8 protein-coding genes are annotated in these 20,290 nt (G+C 59.8%); 4 read left to right on the top strand and 4 right to left on the bottom strand.

Annotated elements, in window-relative coordinates; translation table 11 throughout:
- Position 1: 1 nt before the first annotated feature.
- Both XH92_RS36455 and XH92_RS36450 read left to right on the top strand, forming a co-directional pair.
- Positions 2 to 1,168, top strand: a complete 1,167-nt coding sequence (locus XH92_RS36455) for a Wadjet anti-phage system protein JetD domain-containing protein (protein WP_194456379.1) — start codon at positions 2 to 4, stop codon at positions 1,166 to 1,168.
- A 708-nt stretch (positions 1,169 to 1,876) separates the two neighbouring features.
- The gene (locus XH92_RS36450) at positions 1,877 to 3,106 is read left to right on the top strand and encodes a Fic family protein (RefSeq protein WP_194456378.1); all 1,230 of its coding nucleotides are present in this window, start codon (positions 1,877 to 1,879) and stop codon (positions 3,104 to 3,106) included.
- Positions 3,107 to 4,494: 1,388 nt separating this feature from the next.
- On the opposite strand, the gene XH92_RS36445 is transcribed toward XH92_RS36450, so the two are convergent.
- Genes XH92_RS36445 through XH92_RS36430 form a run of 4 tightly spaced genes read right to left on the bottom strand, consistent with a single transcriptional unit; the run spans position 4,495 to position 14,610 of the window.
- The gene (locus XH92_RS36445; RefSeq protein ID WP_194456377.1) at positions 4,495 to 5,862 is read right to left on the bottom strand and encodes a hypothetical protein; all 1,368 of its coding nucleotides are present in this window, start codon (positions 5,860 to 5,862) and stop codon (positions 4,495 to 4,497) included.
- Positions 5,859 to 12,119, bottom strand: a complete 6,261-nt coding sequence (locus XH92_RS36440) for an AAA domain-containing protein (RefSeq protein WP_194456376.1) — start codon at positions 12,117 to 12,119, stop codon at positions 5,859 to 5,861. Before XH92_RS36440 ends, XH92_RS36445 begins: the two co-directional genes overlap by 4 nt.
- Positions 12,120 to 12,130: 11 nt before the next feature.
- Positions 12,131 to 12,775 (bottom strand): 4Fe-4S single cluster domain-containing protein, encoded by a 645-nt coding sequence (locus XH92_RS36435; protein ID WP_246788619.1) that lies wholly within the window; start codon positions 12,773 to 12,775, stop codon positions 12,131 to 12,133.
- Positions 12,776 to 12,780: 5 nt separating this feature from the next.
- Positions 12,781 to 14,610, bottom strand: a complete 1,830-nt coding sequence (locus tag XH92_RS36430; RefSeq protein WP_246787933.1) for an AAA family ATPase — start codon at positions 14,608 to 14,610, stop codon at positions 12,781 to 12,783.
- A 967-nt stretch (positions 14,611 to 15,577) separates the two neighbouring features.
- Between XH92_RS36430 and XH92_RS36425 the strand changes: the two genes are divergently transcribed.
- Together XH92_RS36425 and XH92_RS36420 are read left to right on the top strand one after the other, a co-directional pair.
- Positions 15,578 to 18,775 (top strand): hypothetical protein, encoded by a 3,198-nt coding sequence (locus XH92_RS36425; protein WP_246787932.1) that lies wholly within the window; start codon positions 15,578 to 15,580, stop codon positions 18,773 to 18,775.
- A 258-nt stretch (positions 18,776 to 19,033) separates the two neighbouring features.
- Complete coding sequence (locus XH92_RS36420; protein WP_246787930.1) at positions 19,034 to 20,263, top strand: hypothetical protein; 1,230 nt, start codon at positions 19,034 to 19,036, stop codon at positions 20,261 to 20,263.
- The last annotated feature ends 27 nt before the right edge of the window (positions 20,264 to 20,290 follow it).

Below are 20,290 nucleotides of genomic sequence, written 5' to 3'. Positions count from 1 at the left end.
CATGGCTCGCCGCTTCACCGACGCAACCGGCCTGCTCAATGACTTGCTGGACCGTTATGAAGGCGGAGCCGCGAGTCCCATCGCGCATCCGGACTACGACGCGTTTCCTTCCGTAGTCGCCGCCGACGCCTTCCTGAAGCAGGTTGCGCTCGCCGAAGAAATCGGCGCCGTCATTCTTGGTCGGGGGCGCGGAGCCAGGCGGGACCAGATTGCGCATGTCAGGCTCCAGGCCGCCGAACCCCTGTACCACCACCTCGGTCGCATCCCATCATCCCAGATCGCGCGGGACGCCGGAACGCGCCTCGTCGCTGGCCTCGCCCTCGACGGTCGCCTGGCGGAGCCAGTCTCCTCGATCGCGGACGCTTGGGGGCGAGGGAAGAGCTGGCACGGCTTCTTCGCGTCCGACGTCGACAAGCTGCGGGGTGCATTTGCCCTCGCTCAGGCGGTTCTCGATGGCAAACACCTCGACGTGGATTACAAAACATTCTCGCGGAAGATCGTGGGTGACAGCAAGGCGCTGGAACACGTCGAGGGTGCCGTGGTCCGTCTCCTCGGCGGAATCCTTGAGTTGCCGCCCGGCGCCCGCCCTCGGGAGGCGCTACGGACGATCGGCCTGGAGCGCTTCGCGCCTCCGCTCCTGATCGCGGGGCAGATCGATCTCGACGGGGCCGATCTGTCCAGCATCTGTCCGCATTATCTCGGGATCGCACCAAAGGAGGCGGATCGCATTCGCTTCCGCAAGCCCCCGGCGTACGTCCTGACGATCGAAAACTTCGCGAGCTTCAACAGGCATATCACTGAAGCCGATCCCGATCGACTTGGCGCGACGTTGTATGTGGGGGGCTATCCTTCGCTCGCTACCCAGCAAGCATTGCGCGTGATCGGCGAAATGGTGTCGCCACAGACACCGATCTTCCACTGGTCGGACATCGATCCGGACGGAACCTGGATCTTCCACACGATCGAGCGCGCTTTCGGACGTCTGCTACGTCCGCACCTCATGAGCGTCGACATCGCCGAGCGGTCGGGACAGGTGCCGCCGAGAAAGGGCGCGCCGGCGCGATGCCCGGCAGAGTCCTGCATCGCAGAACTTGCCGCATATCTCGCCCAAGAAGGCGCCAAAACTGTCGAGCAGGAGGAGCTCGATCCCAAGTTACCGCTGTCGTGATCGTCGCGATAATTTCCCCGAAAGTTCCGCCACCGACCGCAAGAGGGCGGCTCCTGTGTATGGGCGAAGAGACTCAGGGGACGTCGGCCGCTCCTCCAACTGCAAGATCCCTATAGTCGGGTCGTTGCCTCCAATAATTGCTGCTTGGACCAAACCTGGACCAGGCGAACTGAGCTTTCCCTGCAGCACATGATTGCGGTTGTCCGTAGAAGGACCTGCACTCCGCTGTGCCTGTCCTGTCTCCATCAATACCTTCTCCGTCGTCAGAATAAAGAATATCCCAGCCGCTTCGAAAGGCCGCGAGGCCGGTGATTGCGCAGCGCAATGATCACTCCCGTTGCACGTGCGTTGCGGCTTCCGGTCCCGACTCGAGCCGGTTCACGCCAATCCCACCGCGGTAAATGCGATACTGCTGCGAGGCTTGCGCATTTCGTTGACCAGAGACGGCGCGGTGGGCAGGTGCGCGCCGTCGTTGGGGAGGGCGCGAGCTAGACTAGTCTTTCCAACTGTCCCTGGGTGCGCATTCGCCAGCTCGCCAGTCGGTCGGTTGCGACGAGGGCTGGAACATATAGCGAGCAAACGTGGTCGAGCCTCTTTCGGCCGACTTACGGACCCCCTATTTTTGGCTTCAAAGGTCGCGCATTGTTATGGCTTTTTACTGAAACCCTAATTATAAATAGGAAATCCAACAGCAAATTTTGGCTTTTCATGAAGCGGAGCGATCTCAGCCACACCATCCGGGAGACCCTCAAGCGGTTGCCGCCGCCGTACGATTCACATTACGGAGTCGTTCCGCCGGCGCCGCCCGAGGAGGGCGTTTCGGTAGCTGGGGCGGCGAAAGCTCTGGATGCTGCCCAAGCGGCTTTCGGCAAGGTCGACGCCATCGCGGCGCAGATGAAGGACCCCTACATCGTCAGCCGCGTGCTGACCAGACGCGAGGCGGTCAGTTCGTCGTCGATCGAAGGTACCCAGAGCACCCTCGACGAACTGCTTTCCGTGGAAGAGACGGGGGACGATGGTGCCAGGGATGAAGCACGTCAGGTAAGAAACTACGCCGTGGCACTGGATGGATTCATTCCGCTGGCGGCGAAGGATGGATACGGCGTCTTCACGATGGAGTTGATCCAAAATCTCCATCGCGCCGTGATGAAGGACGATCCAGACTACCAGGACGTCCCCGGTGATCTCCGCAACCGCGTAGTATGGATCGGCGGAAAAGGCGATATCGCGTATTCGAGCTTGAATCCTCCGCCCCCAGCCGATGTTCCCGACTGCCTCGCTCAGACCATCGACTTCCTGCGGAACGAGGGCATGCAGCAGATGACTCAAGGGTTCATTACGCGCATGGCCATCGCGCACGCTCATTTCGAAGCGGTACATCCCTTCCGCGATGGCAACGGCCGCGTCGGCCGCCTCCTTCTTCCGCTTATGATGGCGGCGGAGAAGCACGTCCCCTTGTACCTGTCGCCGTATATCGAAAGCAAAAAGGAAGCGTACTACGCCTCGCTCAAGGATGCTCAACAGCGACTGGACTGGCAGCCGATTATCACGTTCATGGCCGACGCCGTCACCGGAACGGTCGACGAACTCATGCGGACCCGTGAGGCGCTGTCCGAACTGTCCAACGTTTGGAGGGAACGCCGCAAATTCAGAAGGGGATCGGCGGCCGCGCGCGCACTCGACGAACTTCACAATTATCCAGTCGTGACGGCCAAGCGACTTGGCGAACTTCTCGAGATCAGTCCTCCGCAAGTCCATCAAGCGATCGTTCAACTGGAAGAGGTTGGCATTCTGGCGGAGCGTACTGGTTACTTGCGCAACCGCGTCTATGCGGCCACCGAAGCGCTGAGCATCATCAATCGCCCGTTCGGCGAGGAGCCACTTCTTCCCGAGGAGGTCGATCCGGACGAAGTGTCTGCAGCTCCCAAGGGGCCATAACGGCAACCCTTCGCATCATCGGAAAAGAATCCGTTGCCGGCACCTCTTCAAGTCCGCTCCAGCAGCGGCCGCCACAGTATTCGGCGGAGTTCTCGCATCCTCCGTCCTCGGTCAGGTCGCCGAACAGGATCTTCCACTTCCAGTCACCGCAGTTGAGGAACCGCGTTTCCGCGGTGCGTGGGAAGCTCTCTATTGCATCGGATCTCAGGCCTTCCATTTGGTGCGGAAGCCCGGGGGAGGTGAAATAGATCGGGCTTAGCGACACCGTGGTGACCTTGTGATGAATCCAAGCCAGGTGAACAGTTCCGTATGAATCAGGGTAAATGGAGTTTGTGGTGAAGCGTCGGAATGACACGCGAACTATAACCGGCTACTGCCCATAACAACGCAACGCCAAGTAGTTTTTAAACCTCACTGCAAGTGAGCGGGCAGTGTGAGCATCGAACCCGCAATCGACGATGGTTTCGATTTCCGGCGACACCGGCTTCCGTCCTTTAACAAGGCGGCGCCAGCTGCGTGTCGCCTCGAGGACCGATATTATATCGAGCCGTACCTTGTTCTGTGAATGTGTCGTAACGGGAGAGTGAGAAGATGGGTGCGGGATATTGTTTGCAGGGTTGCAGTCGATAGTCATGCTGATAGAAACGCGCGGCGACATGCGCCGCCGCGCAAAATTTATTAACCTACGCGGACCTGGCTCGGCGTTGAACTGCGGTCCGTGCCGTGTGGAGCATTCGCGACCTAACCGAGCTTCTTGCAATCATCGCAACGTGGCCTACCAGCTGAACCGGCTTTACGGTGCCATTGCTTGATGTGTTTTCCGGCCGGGCAGTTGTCGTGGTCGTGATAGACGTTGCGGTGAGAGGGGGATATTCGGGCGAATCCGTGTGGTAGGGAGCAACCTTTGACATAATTCTCCTTGAATGTAGTTGGGTGAGTTTTTCACTAATATCAATCAAAGATTGAGATTCGCAATTGCGTTTTTGATTAATATGCGGGCAGCGCGCGGGCATAGTCCCGTCAGCGCGAGGGAGAATGCGTAGCGCGACGACACTGGTGAAATTCGCTAAAAATCGCGCTCAAGCGAGGAATTTGAGCGTTACCGTGGCGAGCCATTCGCACTGTCGACGACGATGTGTCCCTTCGGGCGGAACCAGCTGCGAACACCATGTTCGGTCGAGTCACCGCAGCGACATACCGCTGCAGCACGTCTCGATGAGCCAATCCTGAATTTCTGTCCGGGCAACAGACGGTCTAATCATAAGGGACGGCTATAAAGCAGTTGCCACAAAAGCTCTCGATCGCGCAAAAAGCGATACTCTGTTTGATGTTCGCCAGCATCTGCAAGATCACGTTCCTTAGCTTGGTGACTGGTTTTTTGCAGATTCCTAATTGTGACGGTTGAGTGGTAGTCCTCGATACGATCTTTCGACAACTTCGGCTTGATGGCTTACGCCCGGACCTGAGACAATCTTCAGAGGGAATTGACCGGCCGGCCTTGCGAATTCCATCGCAACGTTGCCGCCTGCGGTAGCTACCAGCGCCTTCAACCGGTCAAACTCGCCGCACCAGATCGTTTCCATGTCGCGGTCACGGCTCCTATCGCGAATTTCGGCCGAGCTGCCGATCCCTACGGCCCGTACCTGGAGGAGATCCGATTTCGATCCGCCCAGAAGTTCTACACCATAGCCAGGATTGGCCGCCTTGCGCAGCACGATCTGACCATTTTGAACCCATGCGGTCGCCATTCCCTCGGATACCTCGTATCCCAGGCTGGCGAGGCCTTCGAGGACCGCACGCCTGCGCTCCGCGGCGGCCATCGCCTTGAATTCTTCCTCGATGAGAAGGTCCGCGCGCTCGACGAGGTCTTGACCGTTGCTCGCTGACGGTGAGGAAAGCGTCTCTTCGATTTCGTTGAGCAGCGAGGCTGCCTCAGGTGACCTCATCACGGTGAGTTCCGCGCGTCGTTGCCGAAGCTCGTCAGCTAGTCGCGCCCGGGCGCGGCCATCCTTCACGGCTGCCGCCAAGTCCAATAAAAGGCTATCGGCGACAAGCGATCTTCGAGCCGCGGGCTCTGCTTCCAGGAGCGCGACGCGGTCCGAGAATGGTGACGAATCGATGCCGAGACCGCGCAACTCGCCAAGGACAGCGTCGACGCGGCCCAAGGCCGGATCCTCCATCTCCTGAGGTTGTCGCGAAAGCCATTCCTGCAGCGTGTCACGGCGTTCGCCGGCGCCTAGCTGCTCGGCAAGTGCGCGTTGGCGGTCTGTCGAGGTATCCTGCGTCGCTTGAGAAGGGAGCAGCAACAGTGCCCTTGCCATAGCCGCTTCCAGGCGCTCGAAAGACCCGGCCGAGCCGCCAAGCTCGCTTCGAATGTCGGCGGGAATCTCGACCTTCAAAGCTTGCAGTCTCTCAAGCAGCGCCTCGGCTGCTGCTCTCGAGCGCCTCAAATCACGCTTTGAACGCGCCGCCAGTTCGGCGGCCCTTTCGACCCGCCGATCGGAATCCATCTGAAGGAAGCCGATCTCGGCCGCGACCTGCTTCTGCAGCTCGACGAAACGATCATCGTCGAGCAGGCGATAAAGCTCTTCTCGCCGGGCCATGACCTTTTCGATGTCCTTTTGCTCAAGCGTCCCGCTGCGTCTGCCGGCTGCGGTCCAGCTTTCGATCGCGGCGTCGAGCCTCGCCAGGTTGCGACGACAGATGGCGATGATCTCGGCTCGGGTAACAATCCTGAATGCTTTGGGCCCACTCATTGCAATTCTCCCCCACGAAGCGCGCCTTCGACAGCGTTCTTGAGCCGCAGGCGTTCGGCGTCTCCGGCATGAGTCCAGGCATAGGACGAAACTCTATGGACGTGGGGAACGGCTCTTCCCAACACTTTCGGACGCCAGATCTCGCGCGCACGCGCTCTTTCCAGCAAACGATGTCGGGGCGCGTCGCATTCCACGCCGATCGCATAAAGGCCGGTACGGGGGTCGGTCACGGCGAAATCGAGGCTGAATGCGCCGCCATCGCGAGCCCGGCTGGGCTTGTAGCCATTCGCGTGCAGGAAGGCTTCGACGGACTTTGTGAAGCCGTCCTCTTCGTGATTTCCAGCTTCGTCATGGGGACGCTGTTCGGTGACCATCCGGTCCAGAAGGGTCTTTCCGGTATCTGCGAGGCCATCGGATACAGTCCTGGCATATTCAAGATAGCCTTGCAGGTAGTCGCGCGGCACCCTGGGACCGCTCCGTCGCGTCAGCAGATCCGATATTTCCGGCACCGGCATGGATGTGGCGATGACTACCTTCTCCCTTGCCCTTGTCACCGCGACGTTCAAGCGACGCTCGCCCCCGGCGTGGCCCAGTGCGCCGAAGCTCTTGCGGAAGACCCCGTGCTCGTTGCGACCGAAGGTCGTTGAAAAGACGATGATGTCGCGCTCATCGCCCTGCACATTCTCCACGTTCTTGACGAAAAAGCCCATGTCTTCGCCGTGCTCGATACGTTCGCGCTCGCGCATCAAGGCCTCGCGAAATGCTGCATCGCTTTCGGCGCGGTCTTCCAATGCATCTTCTATGGCATCGGCCTGCTTGCGGTTGAAGGTGACGACGCCGACTGACGGGGGCGAGGGATCCTCCCAAAGCCTGCAGAGGTATTCCACCACATCGCTGGCTTCCTTTTGGTTGGTTTGGCTCTTGTAAGTGTCGCCCGAGCGTACCACCTCAATCGGCTTGAGCCTGCGGATTGTTTCCTGGGGATGGCGAACGGGAACGCTAAGGGTGTTGGCGTAGAACGATGCGTTCGAGAATGAAATCAGCTCCCGATATTTCGAGCGATAGTGCACCTGCAGAGTACGGGTCCGAAGTACGGAGCGGGCGAGTTGGAGGAGGTCGGGGCAGTCCTTGATCTCTCTGCGATTCCACGTCTCGGCAAAGGCCTCGCGTTCCTCTTCGCTTGCCCCTTCTTCTGGCTCTTCCCCGTCGAATATCGCCGCTTCATCGTTTTCGACCTTGCTTGCGAAGAAGGAGGTCGGTGGCATCTGCTTTTCGTCGCCGCTAACAACGACGAGCCGGCTTCGAAACAGGGATGGCAAGGCGTATTCGACCGGCATCTGAGACGCCTCGTCAAAGATGACGGTGTCAAAGAGGCCGGCGCGAGGTTGCAGCACGCGGCTGGCGACGTCTGGCGTCATGAGCCAGACCGGGCGGAGCGCGAACAGACCGAGCGAAGCGGCCCGGTCGATGAATTCGCGCAATCTTAACGCTCTCGGCCCACGCAGCTTGGTGATCGCGTCCCACTCGGTCGTCGGACGGACCTTTGCCGCGTCGATACCTTGGACGAGAAGATCCCTATTGTACTTGCGGATTTGCGCGTCGGCTTCCGCGAGCGATTTTACCTTGGCCTCCAGCTCGTCGCCATCGAACAACACGTCAGGGTTCGCGCCCTCCATGGCGGCCTTCCATGAAAGACGGGCCTCGCGCCCGATGGTGGCGCGAATACAGGCGTCGAGATCTTCGGAAGCCAGGGTCAACAGTTCGCTCTCCCTGGACCTGAGAGTGGCGAAGATGGCTCGCTCCTTCTCGCCCAGGCGGGAAGATCGAAGTCTAAATTCCTGGTAGTTGCTCAGCATCGGCAGAGCCTCGACGATCTCGGCGACCGCGCTGGCGTTCGAACGTCCATTCTCGATCGCCGAGCGTCTTGATCCGAGCCACAGCTCGTCGAAATAGGGCTTGAGCCGATCCAGGACGAGGCGGCTCTCCTCTCTCGCATCGTGCCTTCTGAGCGCCAGATCCGCCCGCTCAAAGAACAAGCCGAGTTCTTCAGTGGTTCCGGCCGAGAGGGCTTGATCGAGCTCGGGCCGGCTCGGGCACCGATCGATGAGCACATTGTGGCCGCCCAGACCGTTGAGGAACGAACCAAGGCGCTCGGCAAGATCGGCAAGCTTACCGGGCGACAGATCCAGATTGGGGGCTCGGCCGAAGAGGGCAATGAAATATTGCTCGAGCTCGCGCCTCGGCTGACGCATGGCCAGTTCGAGCTCGACCGCATAATATAACGAGCTGATGGCACTGGCATCTTTCGGGAGCTGCAACGAGCCAAGCAGCTCGCGTGCACGCCGCGTTCTTAGCCAATGTAGCGGGTTCATCCATTGTAGGGCACTGGCCGGCAAGCGAACCTGGCCCGCGAGCTCGCCGGCGGAGTTGAGCTCCTCCTCGTTGAAGGCAACAAGCTTCAAGCAAAAATTCGGCTTATAGGCCGGGCCTTGGAGCGATGAAAGGATTTCCTTGATCTGCAACAGGCCCTCGAGAATGCGATTGGCTTCCGTTACCCCATCCTCGACTTTACGGAACAGTGGCCGCAATCGAGCAAGATTTGCGCATACCGAATCGCTGATCGAGCGAAGCTCGTCCGCTTCGGCAAGCCACGACTTCAATTCCGCCGCATCCGATATTTTCAGGCAGTTCGACGTCTCAGCATCGGTCTGCTCCCGCCGGGCGTCGACTTGCAAGAATGTTTGCAGATGCGAAGCGATGGCGGCCGTTGTTCCCCGGTCGGGATTGAACGGCTTGAGGGCCGAGAGCGGATTGTCCTCGAATTTCGATGGCAGCCAGAATTTGGCAAGCGGGCCGCAATTCTCCTCGATCGTCGCTACGTCCGCGGGATGCAGATCCGACAGCAAAGGGCGCAGTTCAGGCGCATCGATGGGTTTTGGGGCACCTTCTTCGATCTCGAGCAGTTCGCCGAGCAGCGCTCGGTAGGACAATCCGGTGCGATCGTCCACCGCATGAAGCGCGATCTGCCGGCGGTCGAGCTCCGTCTCGAGCGTCTCGATGCGCGCCGCGAGGCGCTCGCGTTCCAGCTTCCAGGCCGAAGATCCGCCGCGGGGCAGGTTGTGCAAGGTCTGCACCTGCGAGCGGACGGCGCCGACGATCGCCTCGCGGTCGCGATTGGCGTCCGTGATCATGACGAAGCGATCCGTCAGGCGCTCCTTGTCCAAGCGCTTTCGCACCACCTCGAGAGCGGCCTGCTTCTGGCAGATCACGAGGAGCGATTTTCCCGTGCCGATCGCATCCGCGACCATGTTGACGATGGTCTGGCTCTTGCCAGTTCCCGGAGGCCCTTCGATGACCAGCCCCGGGGCCTGACGGGCTTCAAGGACGGCCGCCTCCTGCGAGGGATCGCTATCGGCAGTGAAGTATCGCTCGGCCTCCTTTACTGACGGGGCTGCAGAAGGCGCCGGTTGAGGTTCGTTCAGACGCAGAGCCGCCTCGAGTGCCGTGTCGGTCGGCGGTAAACCCCGGAGCGTCTCGAGGTCCTTCATGACGGCCTGACCCATGAACGCCAGATGGAAAAGCACGGCTGCCGGCACGAGTTGACGTTCCTGGGTGCCGACCTTGACGTCCTTTCCGGGGAGGGCGGTCAATTTGTTGCCGACAGGCTCAGCCAATCGGCTGAAGGCGTCCATCACGGCCTGCACGGACAAGCCTGCATGGGTAAGGAGCTCGTTGGCAGCGTCTTGCCAACGTCTTGCCTCAGGCACGCCGACCATTCCCTCGAGGGCCGGATTGACGAGAACGTGCTCGATCTCCGTATCCGGATTTTTCTCGCGTCCATAGCCTAAAGTGACATGACCGCGGTTTCCGACCTCGGGGTTGACACGCACCGGCCACAGCAACACCGGCGCAATCCGCGGCCTCGCGTTCGGCCGGCTATCGCGCATGATCAGGAACGGAAATCCCATGAACAGGCCGTCGATGCCGGTATCGCGCTTGTAGAGCAGGGAGCGGGAGTGCAACGATCGCAACCTTCGCTCAAGGCCGTCATCATCTGCGAAAGCGGCCGGATCGAGATTCACTGTCCGGTTGGAGCGAGCGAGCAGTTGATCGAGAATATCGGCCGCCGCGACCCTGGACGTATCGAGCTCGGTGAGATCGATCCTCGCCGATGCGCCGATCAGCATCCGCGTCAGCGGCCCGCGCAAAACGCCGCCGGAGATCCGCTTGGCGAAGAAGTCGAGGATCGTCGACACATAGCCTTGCTTTGGCAGCGGCTTCCAACTGGCTTCGTCAACACAGAGAAGAGCGAGCGCGCGCCCAAGCGGCATCCGTCTGTCCAGGCGGAACTGATCCGCCCACTCGTCAACTTGCTTGATACTGCATCTGGCGAAGTTTTGAATGCGTTCATCGATCGTCTGATAGATCTCGCGACGCGGCCGGCCAAGCAGTTCCATCGCCTTCTCGGCCGAAAAGCTGCCGAGCCCCGCGGTGGAGGCCTCTTTTTCAGCCTCTTCGATGACCTCCGAGGCAGAGCGGAACTGGTTCGACGTCGCGCTGAGCAGGATAAGGAGGTCTTCTTCCGCCGAGATGCGGCGCTCGGTGAGGGTGGCCACGCCGGCATGGTCGCTATCGGGGAAAAGCTTTCGCCGTTCTTCCCAGAGGGCGCCCAGGCGGGCCATGGACGTCGACAGAAGGTGGACACGCAGCGCGTCTTCCTCGACCGTGATTTCGAGCTGGGCCAAGCGCTTTCGAACCGTGTCCGAACGGACTTTTAGACGCCAAAGCCAATCGTCCGGATCGATTTTCCGGAGCAGGTCGGGCGCCGGGCCGGTGATCAGAGCATAACCATCGCTTGGATGGTCGAGTAGCCAACCCGGCGTGACGATATTGCCCCTGACGATCAAGGGCATCGAAGGATTGAGCGTCTTCAAGGAGATGGAGAGCTTTAAATCCTCCTGAAGATCTTCGCTCCGCAGGATTTGCCGAAGACCCGCCGCAATCGCCGCGTCAAAGCCGGCATCGGAAGCCCAACTTGCAACGGCGCCTCTCAGCACGAGGGACTTGGCCTGATCCCAGTTGGCCGCCTCAGCCGCCGCCAATGCGAACATGCTCGCGGAGCGATATTGCTTTCCGCCCAGCGAAATCGGGGCCCGCCCCTCGTTGTCGCCCGCGGGCTCGGATGACGGAGCTGATACACTCTCTCCGCGCAGCCACGCCTGAACTTCCTTCCACTGCCAGCGCTGACGCCTGTCGCGGGCCAACAGACCGCGCAGCAAGGTGTTGGTCCGGCCGTCCAGATGGTCGGGCAGATGCACGCCATTGGTCAGAATGTGGATCAGAAAGGCCTGCTCGTTGATACCTTCGAAACACGCGCCTTGGGTGATCTTTTCCAGCAAGATCATCCCCATGCTCCACCAGTCGGAAGCCGGCGCGACGCCGCCGGCTATCGCCTCGGGGGCCATATAGCGCGTGGTTTCGAGCGGAGACACGATATCGAGATCGAATTCGGACAGCCGTGCCGATCCAAAGCCTGCGACGACGAGATCCAGTGGCTCCCTTGACCGCACAAAGATGACTGAAGGGCGCAGGTCCCTATGTCGCAATCCGGCTTCGGTGAGAGCGTGAACGGCCCGGGCGAGCTCGCCGACCAGGTTATCTATCGCCGCCGGATCGGCAGGATCGACGGCAAAATCCGCCAGAGTGCCACCCTTGAATTCCTCAGCAACCTCATAGGCGCGCTCTTGCCAGCGGCCGGTTGCGAAGAATTGCGGGACGTGATCTCGAGGCAGCTTGAAGAGCAAATCGTAGATCGCTTGATCCGGCTCTGAGCCTGCAGCGTAAAGCGTGAGTATTCCGCGCTGTCCGTCGCTGGCGCGCGTGGCGAGGAAGCGTTCGCGGACTGTGCTGGACGAGGCGATCCGGTCCTGCAGGTGCCAACCGTCCACGATCGTCTCAGTCTCGGACGATGGCTCGGGCAGGGCGGCATCCGGTGTGGGCAGCTCATTGCTTTCGATGGTCGGCTCGCCGCAGATCGCGCAGATCAGATCGCCGGGAGAGGCTCGGTGACCATTTCGGCAGGTCGGATCGTTCGAAGCAGGCGTTGGCAGTGGATTCGGCTTCGGTCTTGTCGCTCCGGGCGCCGTTATATCGACCGTCGACAGGTCCCAGCCGCAGGTTTGGCCATTCAACGCGCCTTCGCAGAAGATTTCGGTGACGGGCCGTTCGCTATCGCAGTTCGGGCAAAGTCTGATCATCAGCAAAATTCTTAACGAGAAAGGAAACGGGTGTCTTCCGAAGTACCGAGCGTCGAGCCATCGCCTTCGAGAATATGTCGCAGCCGCCTGAAGTCGCCGCGCGCGGGAATGCCGGCAAGCCAGACGTCCCCATTGTCGTCGAACATGACGTCGAAGCTGCGATCTGTTTCGTCTACCTTGCGCTCGAAGCTCGCAAACCGGGCGCGGCCCAACGGCGTCAAGAGATGCAGCTTTTGATTATCACTGCCGCGCAGCGCAAGCGTCTGCGCCTCATCGATATCGAACGGCCCGGACACGACCGCGTCGATCAGAGATGGCGCGCACGCGAGCGTTTCGCAGATGGCGGTCCAGGGATAGCCCGTAAACACCAGGATGTCCGCACCCGTTCGAGCTCGAAGCCGTGCCAGAAGATCGAACAATGCCTCGCGCTGGTCGAAAGGCTCTCCGCCCGAAATCGTGATGCCGTCGGCGGTCGAAAGCCATGGCGCAACAGCCTCGACGACGTCGTCGACAACCGTCGTTCCGCGCCCCTGCACCCAGGTATCCATGGAGATGCATCCGGGGCAACGGATCGAGCATCCTTGAAACCAAATTCCGATCCTCCGTCCAGGCCCCAAGGTCGTGATCGGGAAATGGATGCGCGATAGATTGACCATCGTGCTCATGAAGGCTGCTCGCTCACGAGATCGATCGAGGTCGATGTCCCCAGGTGAACCTGTTCGATCCTGTAGCTGCGCGAATCTTGTGGTCCCCGATCGAACAGGGCCCGCGATAGCGGGTTGATGAGGTGAGCTTCGACCTGGTTGCGGATGCCTCGGCCGCCATTGGAAAGATCAGCCAGGCAAAGGCTGCGAAGGACCTCGCGCGCGGCGGCGGACAAGCTCACCTCATAGCCCAGCGAACTGACGTCCTTGAGCAGATTGTCGACCATTGAATCGAATATCTCGTTTGCGACCCCGGGGCGGATGAAGTCGAAAACGATGACGTTCTCTCCGATGCGGTTCAATATCTCGGGCCGGTTGAGGACTTGCTTGAAGTGCCTGTCGATCTCACCTCGGACCTTGCTGCGGACCGCATCAAAAGGCTCTTCCGGCGTGACGTTGGCAATTCTCTCGCCCGACGGTCCGGGTACGTAGATGCCTAAATTCGAGGTGAAGACAATGAAGGCTTCGGAGAAATAGACGCGATCGCCTCGTCCGGAGGTGAGGACGCCATCGTCGAGAACCTGCAGGAACTTGTCGAGAATCCTCGGGTGCGCCTTTTCGATCTCATCGAACAGGACGACGCTGAACGGTTTCTCGCGAATAGCGTTGGTCAGCTCGCCTCCGACGTCGTACCCGACATAGCCCGGCGGTGCGCCGATCAGCCGCTGGTCGGAGTGTTCGGCGCTGAACTCCGACATGTCGAAGCGGATATAGGCTGATTCATCGCCGAACAGCAGGCTCGTGATCGTTTTCGCAAGCTCCGTCTTGCCGACGCCTGTCGGCCCAGCAAGGAAAACCACACCCCTTGGTCGGCCGCCGCGCGGCGATTGTCCGATTCCGGTCACCGCGCGCTTGACGATATCCAGCATATGCGTGACAGCGTGGGACTGTCCCTTGACGCGGCGCCTGACGAAGTCTTCACCCGAGTTGATCTTGTCACGGCTGATCTTGCGCCAGGGATCCTCGGTCACGCCCACCTTGAAACGCCTTACGGCATCTCCGATCCGGTCGAATGGGACGCCTTCGCTGCGGGCAAGCTGGGCGACCGCGCTCACATCCAGCAACAGCAGGCCTTCGGTCTCGTCGACGAACTCTTGCGTACACGTCTCCAGTTTCGATTGTTCTGCGTTCTGCGCGCCCGGCAGACCCCGCGCGAGGGAGCGGATCATGCTTCTTCTGGCAAGATGATCCGGCCGTCCGATCGGGATGTGTCTGACCTTCGGGTTTCCGATCAGGAACCAATCGGGCAGATCGCCCTCCTTGTCGACGATCCAGACGACCGCATTGAAGAAGGGGAGCCGCTTGTCGCCAGCCGGACGGGCACGCGCCGCATGCGATAAGATCAGCGCCCGCGAGAAAAGCTGGTGCTCGGCAGGCGATAACGCATCGCTTCGCGCCACCAGTCTGGAGGCGAAGTCGACGATGAGGGCGCAGGGCTGTCCTTCAGCTGTGACGTGGCGTTCAAGCGTCGTCGATAGCAGGTCGATGCCGCCTGCCGCGGTGCCATTGGCCGGCACAAGGCCCAACCGGGTGAGGGAGCTCCCGTCTGCCGGCTCGATATCTCGAAACCCGTTCAGAAGATCGAACCATACGATCTGGGCATAACCAGCTGCCTTTAAGATGTCCGGCAAGACCCGGGATAGCGGTGCTGCGGTCACCTCACCGGGAACGATCTCGTGCATCTGAAGGTCGCGGGTATTGCCCGAGAGCACGAATTGGCTGCGCAGAGGCAGAAAGCGCAGCAAATCACGCAGCCATCTGGCTCTTTCCCCCGAACTGTCGTGCACCGAGTTGGCCCCCTTAGTACGCGCTTCACGCGACTATAAGCCATCTCACTCGCCCATTTCGAGAGTATTTCCCTCAAGTTCATAGGGAATTGGGATAAGGTGACGGTAAGACAAGAAGGACCGATCGGCGGAGATAGGGCGCGGATTCAGCGCACTGCCGGGCGAGATTGAACCGACGCCGGGGACCTGCCCGCCCATCGGGCTGGCGTCGGACCTGGCGCGTTTCTGTAAAGACGCGGATCGGAGCGCCGCCAGTGGTCAGCCTTCATCAAACCAAGCTCATAGGAATCCGCCTCTTGCGATTTGCGCGGAGCGCTGAGAACCAGGCGATTGGCAGCACGTCCATCACGCACAGGGCGTCGCCTCTGAGCCGTGAGCGTCATCGAGTTCGTCACGGTCGATGCCGACCGGCGGCGCTACAATATCTGGTCTGCAGCGCGGCAATTTCAGGACTGTCTCGCGGGTGGTTCAAGCGCGAGCCTGCTGTCGACTTCTAGCTGGAAGGATAGCTTGGGACCGCGCAGCTGATCGCCGGTCGATTCTAATTCCCTTGAGGTTGAAGCAAACTTCTGTCGATGAGGATCCACTAATCCTTGAACAACGAACAGAGAGCGGCTCGCAGACCTTCGCGGGTTTATTGCGTCTGAACCGAATAATTGAAGAAAAAATTCGCAAATGAGCGTGCCGGCGGGGCGAAACGGCGGCGCCACGTTTTCAATTGATCGGTGTCGAAAATCTCTTGACCGCCGCGCGGAACGCATCGATAAATCGCGTCACTACTATAGGTTAAGCTATTTAATTTCAGCGCGTCGCCGGGTTGTGGATCGCTGTCAGTTTATTTGCATGCCGCCCCTCGTCTGCGGCGTCATGCGCTCGATCACGACAGATACGAGCTTCGAGGACGCTAAATCTACTGCACCTAGCTCAAGGGCGATCTCCGAAAGAACCGTATGGGAGAAATGACGCGATGACTGTGCGCGAGCAGCTCTTTACACTATTGCGCAACCTGCGGTGGATCGTTGTTCTTTCGCTCGCCATCTCAATATTGCTGTATCTGCCAGATCAGATCCAGGAGCTCTACCGGATAGCAGCTGACGACATTGGGTGGGTAACCGTCAGGGAATTCATTGCGCTTGCCGTGATTGCGCTGACGATTTGGGCGGCCGCTTTTCAGCTTACCACCGCAACGCTTCCCCAAATCCCGTACGCCACGGGGCGGATGGCCTTTTACATCAAAGCTGCGCCCGTTGTGCTCGGGGCGCTGCCGATCATCGCGGCTGCGGCAGGCCAACTCGTCTCGCGCCCGGCGGAAAAAATCGGTGAGGTCGAAGAAGTCGGAAGTATCTTCCGCATTCAGGACCAGGCGCTGGCCTTCGAGCGAAACATGCTGCTCATCCTCGCCTTTGCGATGTTGATCCTGCTCGCCTGCTTTGTCGTATTCGCCTGGCGGATCGGATCGAGAGATCGCTCCGCGACGCTCGCGAACCGGGCCAACATGGTTTATTTCATCCGTTACAGATTTCTCGCGCTCACGATCGGCGCCATTGCCCTTTTGACAACAGCCTTCGTTTTGGTTCCTGACCGGCTTGCGCAATTCGTCGGATCGTTCGGCGTGATCGCGCTCTTTACGATGTGCGTGGTCGGCCTCACCACCCATTTTGCATTGCTGACGATCAGGCTCAATTTTCCTTTTATACCGCTTGTCTTTGGGGGCTTGTTCCTGATTGCTTCCTTGTTCGGAAGCGACGACCACGGACTGCGCACCGTGGCCACTGCAACCAGCCAAGGCGAGCAGAGACGCCTCTCTGCGGTCGAAGCATTTCATGAGTGGCTTCTGCAAAAACCGCGCGTGGCCGAGGCCGAAAAGCTCGGAGAATATCCTGTATTCATTGTGGCGGCACAGGGCGGAGGCATCTACGCGGCCAACAACGCGGCGCGCTTTTTGGCCAGGATGCAGGATCTCTGTCCGGCGTTTCGGCGCCATCTGTTTGCGATCAGCGGCGTCTCCGGCGGAAGCGTCGGCTCGGCGATCTTCGCGGCTGCACTTCATGCCGACAACGCGCCAGCTGATGCGACCGTCCCCGACGCAAAGACATGCCCGAAAATCGCAGACTTTTTGGCAGGCGTCGGCCGGGCGGAGGATATCGATGCGTCCGGACCGGTGGAACAACGCGTTGCAAGCGTGTTGGAGACGGATTTTCTGTCGCCCTTGGTTGCCGGCTTTCTATTTACCGATTTTACCCAGCTGTTTTCTCCGGTCGCGATTCCAAGTTTTGATCGCGCGCGCTTTCTGGAATACACGCTGGAAAATGCTGCAGACAGAATGCTCAAGGCCAAAAAGGGCGCCGGCGATCAATCCAATTTGCTGAAGGCCGACTTTCAGTCACATTGGACGCCATCCAACAATATGCCGGCGCTGTTGTTGAATACGACGGACGCCGGTAGCGGCAAGCGGGTTGTGTTCTCTCCCTTCGACATCGATCCGCTACACTCAAAAGATAAAGATCTCTGTATTCTGGCGGCGCTCGATCGGGCCGGCACCGAGGCCGATCAAACCGTCACGAGCCACTCGCTGCCCATTCCGCTGAGCGCAGCTGCTTTTACCAGCGCGCGGTTTCCATGGGTAACTCCGGCCGCGACGGTCCCATTGAGGAACGATTGCATGACCGCCAATCCGCAAGCGCGCCTGGTGGACGGTGGATATGTCGAGAATTCTGGAATCGAGACCGCGCTCGACCTGATCGAGCGGCTCAATAGCATCAAGGGTACCTCCGACGCGCCGAAGTTCCGGATTTACCTGTTATCCTTGGTAAGCGGCCAGTTCGGAGATCACGGTTCCTTCATGTTCGGCGAGCTGATGGAGCCGGTACGGGCGCTGTTGAGCACGCGAAGCTCTCGAACCTATATTGCGCTCAATCACGCCGCCAATATTGAGCATCGGCCGGACAGCGATGTCATTCCCAGCGTGCAACGCTTTCCAGCCTTCGGGCGAACCGACGTCAAAGGCCTGTTTTACAGCCTGCCGCTCGGTTGGACGCTGTCTCAGAAAACCGAAGATATCATCTCGCTGAGCAGCGGCCGCTTCTGGGATTGTGTGCCCAAGGACGACTTCGATCAATCGCGCGAGAGGCAGAGCAACGCCGATTGCTTGCAAGTGAAGCTGTTTCATCTACTGAACGGATCTGTCGCATCGGCGTTTGAAACGCTCAGGGATGCCAAGCTTGCGAAGGCTGCTTACGCCGATGAGCTCGACAAAGAATACCGCCCCGCTGCGAAGATCAAACCGCAACCATTGCTCGCCTGTTACGAGAGCAAGTGGTTGCAGGAACGAGCCTATCAGAAGTACCAGGATAGACTTGCCGCGTATGAGCAGCAGCTGGCGGAATCGGTCAAGAACCATGCGCCGCCTCCTGCACCCGTTCCGCCATATCGAAAGAGCTATATGGCCTATTTTCAGGCCGAGCGGGTCAAAGCCTTGCTGCAGGAATGGGACCGCGTCGACGAAACCGATCCCCATATCCTGGCCTATATCCTCGGCGCAATCTCCTATGACAGCGCCGATTTTACACGCAGCAGCGAAGATTTCTCTTACAGCGCAGCCTCGCAACTGCCGCGCAAATGGCACGATCGAATTGACAAGAATAACGGTGATCTTGTTGCGGCAAATAAGCCGCCCGTCAGCATGGACACATTGCTCAACCATCCCAGGGAATTGGCCAATTTTGTTCTAGCCTATGACAAAAATCCATTCGGGAACCGGCCCGGGACGGATGACGGCTGGCTGTTTCGACCGCGCGGAATGTACCAATTGGTGGGCCGCGAGCAGTACCAGGAAGCGCAGAGCCAGATGCAACAGGTGAGAGAGCTCGAGGGGCTCGATCTTCTGGCGCTTCCTGACGCACTGGGCGATGCCAAGATTTCGGCCAAGGTCGCTTTCGCTCACTTCCGATTCCATCCCTACCAGAACCGAACCCTGTTCGACCTGCTCAAGGACCCGTCGAAAGACTGGATTGCCGTGCGCTCCTTGCAGACGGACATGGAGCATAGCGCGGATGTCAGCGAGCGCGTCAACGCGAGAAGCAAGATGTTCCTCGGCTGCATCGAAGAGGCGTTACATCCCACTCAATTCAAGACATGGCAAAGCAAGTTCTACGGTAGCGAGTGAGAAGCCGAACCGCTGGCGGCGCTCGCAAGGCGTAGAACGCTACTGCAAGCCTTGTGCGTTTTTGCATCTGACAATCGATCGTTGAAGTAGTTTGTTTGCAGGGGAATTGCCGAGATGGCTGAATCTGGAAGACCATGCAGCTCAACACTTGGCCGACTGTTTGCAAAGTCGTGTGTAGCGGGCTTGATATTCGCTGTTGCCTCGGCATTTGGAACAGCCCGGGCCCAGACCGCGTCAAGGCCGTTGTCGGCCAATGACGTGTCCATCCTGTTTCCAGCCCCCAGATCGCAGGCGGACCTCGCCAATCTGATTGCGGTCTCCGATCTCGCCGGCCTCAACGGGTCTGCGCAGCGGCTTTTGTCCGACGCCGACTTCGCGCGTTTTATCGCAAACGCCGAAAACCCGGAACATGCGGGGGTGCCGGACTCGGGCGTGCGGCGCATTCAGCTGCCTGAGGCCTTGAAAAAGATCGATGCCTGGTTCGTTGCCGGCATCCGGATCGACCCTGGAGCCCCCGGATTATCTGCGGACATCATTGCGCAGTTTGGCCGCCAACCACAAATTCGCCTGATCATTCAGCCGGTGACCAATGGTCCCGACGGACTGAAAGTCCATGACACGGCCGGTCACCTGATCTTCAGCTTCAGCCTCGATGGCGACCCAGCTCTCGATGGTTGCGCGCCATTCCCTCGGTTCAAACCTGACGATGAAGCCTTCAAGGCGATTATTCGCGACGTCGTGGCCTTGCGTGATCAACTCGCCGCGGGACAATTCGGCAATGTCAAAGTCGCAACGAGCGGTGACATGAATGTGCATCCAGGCCTTGTGGGGGCTTCGGCGAAGCCGTTTCGCGACGCGATGAAGGCCTTTCTGGAAAAGCACCTCTCGCCGCAGCGGCTCAACGCCATGGCCGTCATGGGCATATCACCGCCTGAGCCGTGGGTGTTCGTCTCGATGCTCAGGGTCCCGCAGGCGGGCCTGATACCGGTGCCCGGCCCGACCCTCGATGGCCTGCATGCCGCGCAGATGTTCAGCATCGTGGGCGGCACACACGTGCTGCCAAAGCCTGTCACGAATAACCTAAATCCGGTGACGTGCCGTCACGCGGCGCTGCAGAGCCCGCCTTTGCCTGTCGAAAATCGCAAGGGTGTTTCGACGGCCGATTTCATCGACAGCAACGTCCCGAACAGCCGCGTTCTTGAGATCGTCAATATCATTGCGGATCCGAAGAAGAGCCATTTCTTCAATACGGACTGCGTCAGCTGCCACACCGAGACGGCGCAGCCGCTCGCCAGGAAAGTTTCGAACTTCGCGGTGCCTGGGGTGAACCGAGCGGTGCTGCCGAAGGAGAACTGGAATGTTCGCAATTTCGGGTGGTTCCCCTCGTTCTTGCATGGTGGCCCTGCAGCCGCAACCATAACCCGACGCGCGGCAACTGAGACCGCCGACGTGGTCACCTTCATCAACAGCCGATTGCTCGACAAGTAATCGGCGTCATTGGCGGCCGCGCGGCTC

This window comes from Bradyrhizobium sp. CCBAU 53421 (assembly GCF_015291625.1).
Taxonomy (GTDB): domain Bacteria; phylum Pseudomonadota; class Alphaproteobacteria; order Rhizobiales; family Xanthobacteraceae; genus Bradyrhizobium.
The sequence above is the reverse complement of the archived record's forward strand: the minus strand, read 5'-3'. Positions and strand labels throughout refer to the sequence as shown.

Bases quoted from the DNA above. Each gene is read 5' to 3' on its own strand.
- XH92_RS36455 (WP_194456379.1), top strand. From the start codon at position 2: ATGGCTCGCCGCTTCACCGACGCAACCGGCCTGCTCAATGACTTGCTG.
- XH92_RS36450 (WP_194456378.1), top strand. From the start codon at position 1,877: ATGAAGCGGAGCGATCTCAGCCACACCATCCGGGAGACCCTCAAGCGG.
- XH92_RS36445 (WP_194456377.1), bottom strand. From the start codon at position 5,862: ATGAGTGGGCCCAAAGCATTCAGGATTGTTACCCGAGCCGAGATCATC.
- XH92_RS36440 (WP_194456376.1), bottom strand. From the start codon at position 12,119: ATGATCAGACTTTGCCCGAACTGCGATAGCGAACGGCCCGTCACCGAA.
- XH92_RS36435 (WP_246788619.1), bottom strand. From the start codon at position 12,775: ATGGTCAATCTATCGCGCATCCATTTCCCGATCACGACCTTGGGGCCT.
- XH92_RS36425 (WP_246787932.1), top strand. From the start codon at position 15,578: ATGACTGTGCGCGAGCAGCTCTTTACACTATTGCGCAACCTGCGGTGG.